Origin of the sequence: uncultured Virgibacillus sp. (assembly GCF_947495635.1) — a bacterium.
In the GTDB taxonomy this organism is placed as follows: Bacteria; Bacillota; Bacilli; order Bacillales; family Amphibacillaceae; genus Virgibacillus; species Virgibacillus salarius.
Genome location: NZ_CANMAB010000140.1, coordinates 1 through 8,088 on the forward strand (window position 1 = coordinate 1; position 8,088 = coordinate 8,088).

Annotated in this window: 7 protein-coding genes; 6 read left to right on the forward strand and 1 reads right to left on the reverse strand. The window is 37.4% G+C overall.

Features of this window, described 5'->3' with window-relative positions; translation table 11 throughout:
- The first annotated feature begins 307 nt into the window (after positions 1-307).
- From putP to Q1A47_RS19225, 5 genes are all read left to right on the forward strand, one after another.
- Positions 308-1,807 (forward strand): sodium/proline symporter PutP, encoded by a 1,500-nt coding sequence (putP, locus tag Q1A47_RS19205; RefSeq protein ID WP_026679680.1) that lies wholly within the window; start codon positions 308-310, stop codon positions 1,805-1,807.
- Between the two features lie 19 nt (positions 1,808-1,826).
- Complete coding sequence (locus tag Q1A47_RS19210) at positions 1,827-2,780, forward strand: agmatinase family protein (protein WP_026679679.1); 954 nt, start codon at positions 1,827-1,829, stop codon at positions 2,778-2,780.
- 380 nt (positions 2,781-3,160) lie between these two features.
- A complete protein-coding gene (locus Q1A47_RS19215) occupies positions 3,161-3,415 on the forward strand; it encodes a hypothetical protein (protein WP_026679678.1) in 255 nt (84 codons plus the stop codon).
- Positions 3,416-3,482: 67 nt separating this feature from the next.
- Entirely contained in the window at positions 3,483-4,403 is a 921-nt protein-coding gene (locus Q1A47_RS19220; RefSeq protein WP_051388223.1) for a DMT family transporter, read from the forward strand.
- 41 nt (positions 4,404-4,444) lie between these two features.
- Complete coding sequence (locus tag Q1A47_RS19225; RefSeq protein WP_121605697.1) at positions 4,445-5,323, forward strand: alpha/beta fold hydrolase; 879 nt, start codon at positions 4,445-4,447, stop codon at positions 5,321-5,323.
- A gap of 131 nt (positions 5,324-5,454) precedes the next feature.
- Here the strand turns inward: Q1A47_RS19225 and Q1A47_RS19230 are convergent, their stop codons facing one another.
- Complete coding sequence (locus tag Q1A47_RS19230; protein ID WP_166530181.1) at positions 5,455-6,783, reverse strand: short-chain fatty acid transporter; 1,329 nt, start codon at positions 6,781-6,783, stop codon at positions 5,455-5,457.
- A gap of 310 nt (positions 6,784-7,093) precedes the next feature.
- Here Q1A47_RS19230 and hag point away from each other — a divergent pair, with 310 nt between their 5' ends.
- Positions 7,094-7,957 (forward strand): flagellin Hag, encoded by an 864-nt coding sequence (gene hag, locus Q1A47_RS19235; protein ID WP_026679676.1) that lies wholly within the window; start codon positions 7,094-7,096, stop codon positions 7,955-7,957.
- Positions 7,958-8,088 lie beyond the last annotated feature (131 nt).

The following is an 8,088-nucleotide window of genomic DNA, read 5'->3' on the forward strand; positions in this document are numbered from 1 at the left end:
TAGCTATTATTCCATAATAGCTACTAGAGGAAGCGTGAATCTGAGCATTTAGTGATAAGGACTGAGCGAATTTTGCTCAGTTTTTCTTATCGTTGAGAAGCTAAACCTCATCATTTTTAGATTAGATGAAATTTTCAGTTATTTATGTTAAGATGAAATCGTAATTATATCCAAACGCCAAGAAAAGGAGGAGAAACATGGAGTATGCGATTAGTGGATGGACTTTCTTTTGGTTTGCTGTTCCAATGCCATTGTTGGTAGTTTGGGCTGTCGTCACTTTTTTTACAGAAAGGGGGGATGAAGACTAATGAATCCCACAATCTTAACATTTATTGTTTATTTGATAGTGATGATCCTTATCGGAATTGTAACCTATCGTATGACAAATACATTATCTGATTATGTACTTGGTGGAAGAAAATTAAATAGCTGGGTTACAGCCTTCTCGGCTTCCGCTAGTGATTTTAGTGGATGGTTGTTAATTGGATTACCTGGTGCTGCATATGCTGCTGGACTTGGCACTTGGAGTTTATGGATTGCTGTTGGTTTGGCAATTGGTGCAATGATAAATTGGCAATATGTTGCAAAACGACTTCGCATTTATACCGAATATACAAATGACTCCATTACATTACCCCAGTATTTTGAAAATCGTTTCCGTGATAACTCCCATTTGTTACGTGTTATTTCCGCTGTCTTTATTCTAGCTTTTTTTCTATTTTATACAGCCTCAGGCTTAGTTGCAGGTGCAAAACTATTCCAAGGAACCTTTGAAATGGATTATCACCTAGCACTAACTGTAGGTGCCATTATTATTGTTGCATATACGTTTCTGGGAGGTTTTTTGGCAGTAAGCTATACCGATTTTATTCAAGGTGCTCTAATGTCAGCTGCACTACTATTTACATCAATATATGGTTTGATTAAGATAGGTGGATTTGGGGAACTGTTTAATCAGCTTGGTCATATAACTCCAAGTTTAATCGATGCTTTTGCCGCTACAGATTATAGTCAAGCGGAAGGCATTCTTTGGGAATCTGCAGGTGCAATTGGGGCTGTTGGAATTATCTCAGCACTTGCGTGGGGGCTTGGTTACTTTGGTCAGCCACATATACTTGCTCGTTTTATGGCTATTCGTTCCCACAAAGAAGTGAGAAAAGCCAGGTTAATTAGTGTAACCATGGGTCTGGTCATTCCACTATATGGAGCACTCATTGTTGGAATGTTAGGGATCATTACATTTGACCAGCCACTTGCTGATTCGGAGCAAGTCTTTATTCAGCTTGTTCAAGTTGTTTATAATCCATGGGTAGCTGGGATCCTACTGGCAGCGGTTTTGGCCGCTATTATGAGTACAGTTGACTCACAACTATTGGTTTCTTCTAGTGCATTATCAGAGGATTTTTACAGAAGGTACCTCCGTAAAAATGCTAGTGAGAATGAGCTCGTCTGGGTTGGTCGTATTTCCGTATTAGTTATTGCATTGATTGCGGTACTAATCGCGTGGAATGAAACTAGTTCTGTACTTAATTTAGTTGGGTATGCATGGGCAGGTTTTGGTGCCACATTTGGCCCAGCAATATTGTTTTCTTTATTTTGGAGAAAAACTTCCCGAAATGGTGCAATAGCTGGCATTCTAGTTGGCGGGATAACAGTTTTTCTTTGGCCGTTAACTGGATCTGAACTGTACGAAATGGTACCCGGCTTTATTTTGTCTAGTATTGCCATTATCGGATGTAGCTTAGTTGGTAAGGGACCTTCCAATGAAATGCTCAAGGAATACGATAAAGTAACTGGCGTTAAATAAACTCTAGGAGTGGTACAACATGGTGCATGAAAAAATATATGGTAATACCCCTTGCTTTTTAGGTGGTTCAAAGGCAGATTTACATGACGAAAAAGTAAAAGAGAATGATGTTCTTATTTACGGAGTACCTTGGGAAGGTGCAGTTACATGGGGAGATTATACAGGTTGTGAATTAGGCCCAAAAGTCATTCGTTTAAACTCAGCTCGTTATTCTGGTTATCTACCTGAACTCGATAATGTAGATGTTTTAGAGCATTACAGGGTAGGTGATTTAGGAGATGTTGATGTTGTGCCAGCAGATACGGTAGAAACAATGAAACGAATTGAAAAATTCGCCATTAAAGTTTGGAATACAGGTAAATTTCCGATAGCTTTTGGTGGGGATCATGGGATAACCTACCCTATTGTTAAGGCATTAAGTGAAGATATTAATGGCAAAGTAGGAATAATCCACCTTGATGCCCATTACGATAATTATAAGGATTATGAAGGTGACCTTTATGCAAGAAGTACACCCTTCCATCGTATATATGAAAGTGAAAGTGTACGAAATGAAAGCATCGTGCATATGGGGATACATGGCCCACGAAACGCACCAGAGACTGGAAAGTATGCAGCAGAAGTAGGTGCGTCCACAATTACTATCCGAGATATTCGCAAATCAACAGATATAGCAGCACTTGCTAAGCATGCCTATTCCATTGCAAGTAAAGGAACAGAAGCTGTTTACTTAAGCATTTGCAGCGATGTACTTGATTTTGCTTATAATCCTGGTGGTCCTGTTGATGGGAATGGGCTTACTTCCTTTGAGCTATTGGAGCTTATTTATGCTTTTGCCAAACAGGGTGTTAGAGGAATGGATTATGTTGAAGTTTACCCACAGCAAGATACAAATGATAATTCTTCTCACTTTGTAACCTATGCAGTTCTTTATGCACTTGCCGGTAATATTATTCATGAACAGAAGCAATAGTGTAATATACAAGTCAGAATTTGGACTATAAGATCATTGATCTATAGAGTGAAACTTCAATCAGTCGGAGTTTTGTTTATCCCCACTTACCCATATTGGGTTCACTTTATTACTTGAAGTGGGGGACTGCCAGTTATATGTGGGATAAAAATCATTCAATGATCAGGTTCCCAAGAGGATAAGTTTCCTTGATAAAGGAGCGAATCCCAATTAATCGATAAATAGCTAACGTTTTCGGGTCGCTCCTTAATTCAAGGTTTAAAAAACACTTTCCAGATATATATACCTATTTTGAAGATGGGAATTCCTCCTATATACACTTGTTAGTTATAAGATTGCTTGTTACGATGACAATAATGTATGACAAAGGAGGAAACAGATTGACCAAACAGATGGTGGAAGATCTGTTGCATGCTATCACTGATGTCATGGAAGAATTAGAAGATGTAAAGACAAACAGTCGTCAGATTGATCAACTCTATACCAATCTAGAGTCAAGAATAGATCATATGGGGTTGCATATTGATGGATTAGAAAAAAATATGAAACGTATAGATAGAAAGATAGCAGTAGTAACAGAAGGTAGATTGGAAAGCGGTACAAAGAAGTTAATAGCACGAAAGGTTGTTTATTAAAAAGCGTGCATAAGCAGGCTTATTTTTTTACGTGTTTTTTGCTATGATATGAAAAAGGGGGAGAGAAATGGAGAAGTCTTCCAACGTTTTCATGGAGAAGTTAAAGGATAATCGAACCCTTATTGGCAGCCTTATTTTATTTATTACATTACTTTGGGGCTATGCATGGGTACTAATGAAAGAATCATTACAATACATGGGACCATTCACATTTTCCTCATTTCGCTTTGGTGTAGGTGCTATTACGTTACTGTTAGTAGCATGGATCTTGAAGCTCGGATTGCCTCCAAAAAAATATTGGAAACATATTGTTATCGTTGGCATTCTGCAAACAGCTATTGTCTTCTTACTAGTCATGTATGCTTTACGATTTGTAGACGCAGGGAAGTCCTCTGTTCTCTTATACTCCATGCCAATGTGGAGTAGTTTATTAGCAGTAAAATTCTTAAATGAAAAATTAAGCTTAGCTAAATCTATAGGGCTATTTATTGGTATGCTAGGACTTTTAACGATTTTAGGATGGGATATTTGGATTGGTCAATCGCCAGAAATGATAATAGGTGAGATTTTAATTATTCTTGCTGCCGTTTCATGGGCAGTGGCAAATACGTATTACCGATTAAAACTTGAAAACCTATCGCAAATACAGGTGTCAGCCTTTCAAATGTTCTTTGGAGCACTGGCTATTATGATGGTTACCCTTTTCATGGAGCATCATGAACCGTTATTAGTAAATAGTAAAAGTGTATACTACATATTATTTACAGGTGTATTTGCATCTGCACTATGCTTTACATTATGGTTTTTAATTCTTAGTTTAGTAGATATGGTTACGGCGACGATATCTACATTACTTGTTCCCATGTTTGGGCTGTTATTCAGTAGTTTTCTGCTTGGTGAAAAAATGACTTTTGGGATTCTAGGTGGGTCAGGGATGATAATTATTGGAATTATCATTGCGCAGAAAAAACGAGTACATGATACGTGATGATTATATCATTTTGGCAATTTGATAAGGGAGAGTATTATATGGGAATAGCTACTATTTATAAGAGTGTGGATGGGAAAAATAAGATTCAAGAAGCCTATGAAGATTATTTAGAAGCCTTTTCACTGCGTTTGGAGCGTGCGTATGTCAAAACACGCTTTGGAAATACGCATCTGCTAATAACCGGGCCGAAAAACGCAAAGCCACTCATTATTCTACAAGGCGGAAATGCAATTAATCCAATGACATTATATTGGTTTAAGGAGCTTTTTCATCATTATCGTATTTATGCGCCAGATACAATAGGCCATCCAGGTTATAGTGACGAAACACGTATTTCTGCAAAAGATCATAGTTTTGCCAACTGGATATCCGATATAATGGATTGGTTTCAATTGGAAAAGAGTGCATTCATTGGTCCATCCTATGGTGCAGGTATTATTCTTAGGTTGGCTACTTTCCAGCCAGAAAGAATAGCTTGTGCCGTTCTTATTAATCCCTCTGGTATTCAACTTGGTTCAAAAAAAGATATGCTACGCCATGTAATACTTCCTTTAGTCTCTTATCATCGTAATCGTAGTGAAGCTAGCTTAACTACAATTACAAATGCATTATCTGCTGGAGTAATGACGGATCAGGATCGCCAATTGATAGGAAATATATTTTCGCACGTAAAATTGGAAAAGAATATGCCAAAATTAACAACAAGGAAGGAGTTAAGAAACTATCACTCCCCTACAATGGTTATCACAGGAGAAAGAGATATCTTTTTTCCAAATCGACGAGTAATGAAGTATGCTCAACAGATTATTCCAAACCTTATTAGCTACCATACCTTTGATATGGGGCATTTTCCATCAACAAGTAATCTTGAACAAATACAAACAGAGATTTATACATTTTTACAAGAGCAGTATTAATGTTATCTCTAAGATTTGAACGAAATTGGTTACAGCCTCTAGTAAGTGTTTAGTTTACAGGAGGCTGAACCCTTACAAGTGGGAAAAAATAGTTTAAGAAGATACCTAACTTTTGTAATTAATTATTGCTACTAAAAGAATAATAATCCAATAGAAATAGGTATGAAACTATATAATAATAGGATGACACAAAATCCCATTATATCTTTAACTTTTAATCCAGCGATAGCTAAAAGAGGTAATGCCCAGAATGGTTGGATCATGTTCGTCCATGCATCCCCCCATGCAACAGCCATCGCTGTTTTTGCTGTATCTACACCTAAGTCCAAAGCTGCTGGAATCATAATTGGACCTTGAACGGCCCATTGCCCGCCACCAGATGGTACGAAAAAATTAATAATGCCGGCACTAAGAAATGTAAACAGTGGAAAGGTAAACGCATTGGACATCTCAACAAACCATAGAGACATTTGCTCGGATAGACCAGAAGCAACCATCATTCCCATGATCCCTGCATAAAAAGGGAATTGCACAACAATACCACCGACGTTTTTAACAGCATGTGTTGCACTATTTAAAAAACGTCTTGGGGTGCCATGTAAGATAACTCCTAAGAAAAGCATAATAAAGTTAACAATATTGATATTTAAATCGAATCCATTATTTATAAAAAAATAAATAACATATGTTAACCCCATGATGCCAATCAGGAAAGCTATCGTTTTGCTATTTTCTAAACGGCCGGCAGGACTTTTACCTTCAACGGAATCTTTCTCGCTATTTTCGTCTGTGTTATCTGTTTGCCACTCGGTTGCGTCAGAATGAATTAGTGGATCTCGTGCTTTCATTAAAAAGCGATTGACAAAAGGTAAGGTAAATAATAGAAAACCAGCTATAAATAAATTAAAACCACTAAATAACGTTTCTGAAACAGGTACTATACCAATCGTATCTTCTAAGAAGTGGTCTGGTGTGGCAATTAATAATGGAATAGAAGCAGATAAGCCTCCGTGCCACAGAAGAAATCCACTATAGGCACTTGCCATTAATACACGATAATCAACCGTTGGTACACGTTTCGCTACATGAATGGCAAAAAGAGCTCCAACTACAAGCCCGAACCCATAATTGATTAAACATGCCAAGGAAGCGATAAATGTGACTAATAGTATGGCCTGTGAAGGCGTATTTGCTAGATTACTAATCTTTTTTAACACAACTTTGATTAGTGGTGTATTTGCTAATATGTATCCAGTTACAACAATTAAGGACATTTGCATTGCAAATGCAAGTAAATCCCAAAACCCTGTCCCCCAATAATCAATCATTTGCATTGGAGAACTGTTAGTAAAGATAATTCCTAAAAGAAATACAGTGAATGTAAGTAGGATGGCAAATAAAAACGCATCAGGTAAAAAACGTTGTACCATTCGCTCACAAAATGCAGTGAAAGCCTTCATTCCTTTTCCTCCTTAAATTTTGTGAAATACTTAGCTTTCTCTTGAAAAGAAACCATAAACTTCAGCGTCACTCTATTATAATCATATGCTTCAGCTATAAAAATAGAAAAAATAAAAAAAACGTTTAAACATTGAAAGAATATGCCGATATAAGTAATGTAATCATAGAGATTAATGGTTACAGCCTTAACGTTAAGGACAGCGCAGTGAATCTACTAATACTTGGTAATAACTCTATATGAGTTGTTATAGATGTGAGACATAAGGATGTGGCTCGCAAAAAATATACTTACATGGAGGTAAGGAAAAAATGATTATTAATCACAACATTGCGGCGCTAAACACGCACCGCCAACTATCAGGTAACAACAACGCAGTACAAAGCTCATTGGAGAAGCTCTCTTCAGGCTTGAAAATTAACAAAGCTGGAGACGATGCTGCAGGTCTCGCAATCTCTGAAAAAATGCGTGGCCAAATTCGTGGGCTAGAAATGGCTCAAAAGAACTCACAAGATGGGATTTCTTTAATTCAAACTGCAGAAGGCGCACTAAATGAAACTCATTCCATTCTACAACGTATGCGTGAATTGACAGTGCAAGCGTCAAGTACAGGTACTCAAGAGCCAGAAGATTTACAAGCAATCCAGGATGAAATTGATTCTTTAATTCAAGAATTAGGTGGTCAGTCTGGAAGTAAAGGTATCTCTGATCGTACAGAATTTAATGGAAAAACATTGCTTGACGGTAGCCGTACAGGTAGTGGTCAGTTAACTTTCCAAATTGGTGCTAATCAAGGACAGCAATTATCTATCGAAATCGGCGATATGAGCGCTAGTGGTTTAGGTGTTGCAGATGTTTCTGTAGTAGATGGTAGTGGTAACGCTCTAACTACTTCTGGTTACGATACACTACTAGACAACATAGACAAAGCTGTAAACACTGTTTCAACTCAACGTTCAGCATTAGGTGCAGTACAAAATCGTCTTGAGCATACTATTAACAATCTTGGGGCTTCTGCTGAGAACTTAACTGCAGCTGAATCACGTATTCGTGATGTTGACATGGCTAAAGAAATGATGTCATTCACTAAGAATAACATCCTTACTCAAGCTGCGCAAAGCATGCTTGCTCAAGCTAACCAACAACCACAAGGTGTGCTACAACTTCTAAGATAAGTTACATTCAATGATGAGCTGTACGTTAAACCGACTTCATGATATGAGGTCGGTTTTTATTTTAAGTTAAGAAAGTATAAAATCAGTGCAATGACTGCGTTAAGCCAAGTAGTTATTTTGAAATGTTTGAT

Coding starts and splice junctions, on each gene's coding strand:
- hag (WP_026679676.1), top strand. CDS start 7,094: ATGATTATTAATCACAACATTGCGGCGCTAAACACGCACCGCCAACTA.
- putP (WP_026679680.1), top strand. CDS start 308: ATGAATCCCACAATCTTAACATTTATTGTTTATTTGATAGTGATGATC.
- Q1A47_RS19210 (WP_026679679.1), top strand. CDS start 1,827: ATGGTGCATGAAAAAATATATGGTAATACCCCTTGCTTTTTAGGTGGT.
- Q1A47_RS19230 (WP_166530181.1), bottom strand. CDS start 6,783: ATGAAGGCTTTCACTGCATTTTGTGAGCGAATGGTACAACGTTTTTTA.
- Q1A47_RS19220 (WP_051388223.1), top strand. CDS start 3,483: ATGGAGAAGTCTTCCAACGTTTTCATGGAGAAGTTAAAGGATAATCGA.
- Q1A47_RS19225 (WP_121605697.1), top strand. CDS start 4,445: ATGGGAATAGCTACTATTTATAAGAGTGTGGATGGGAAAAATAAGATT.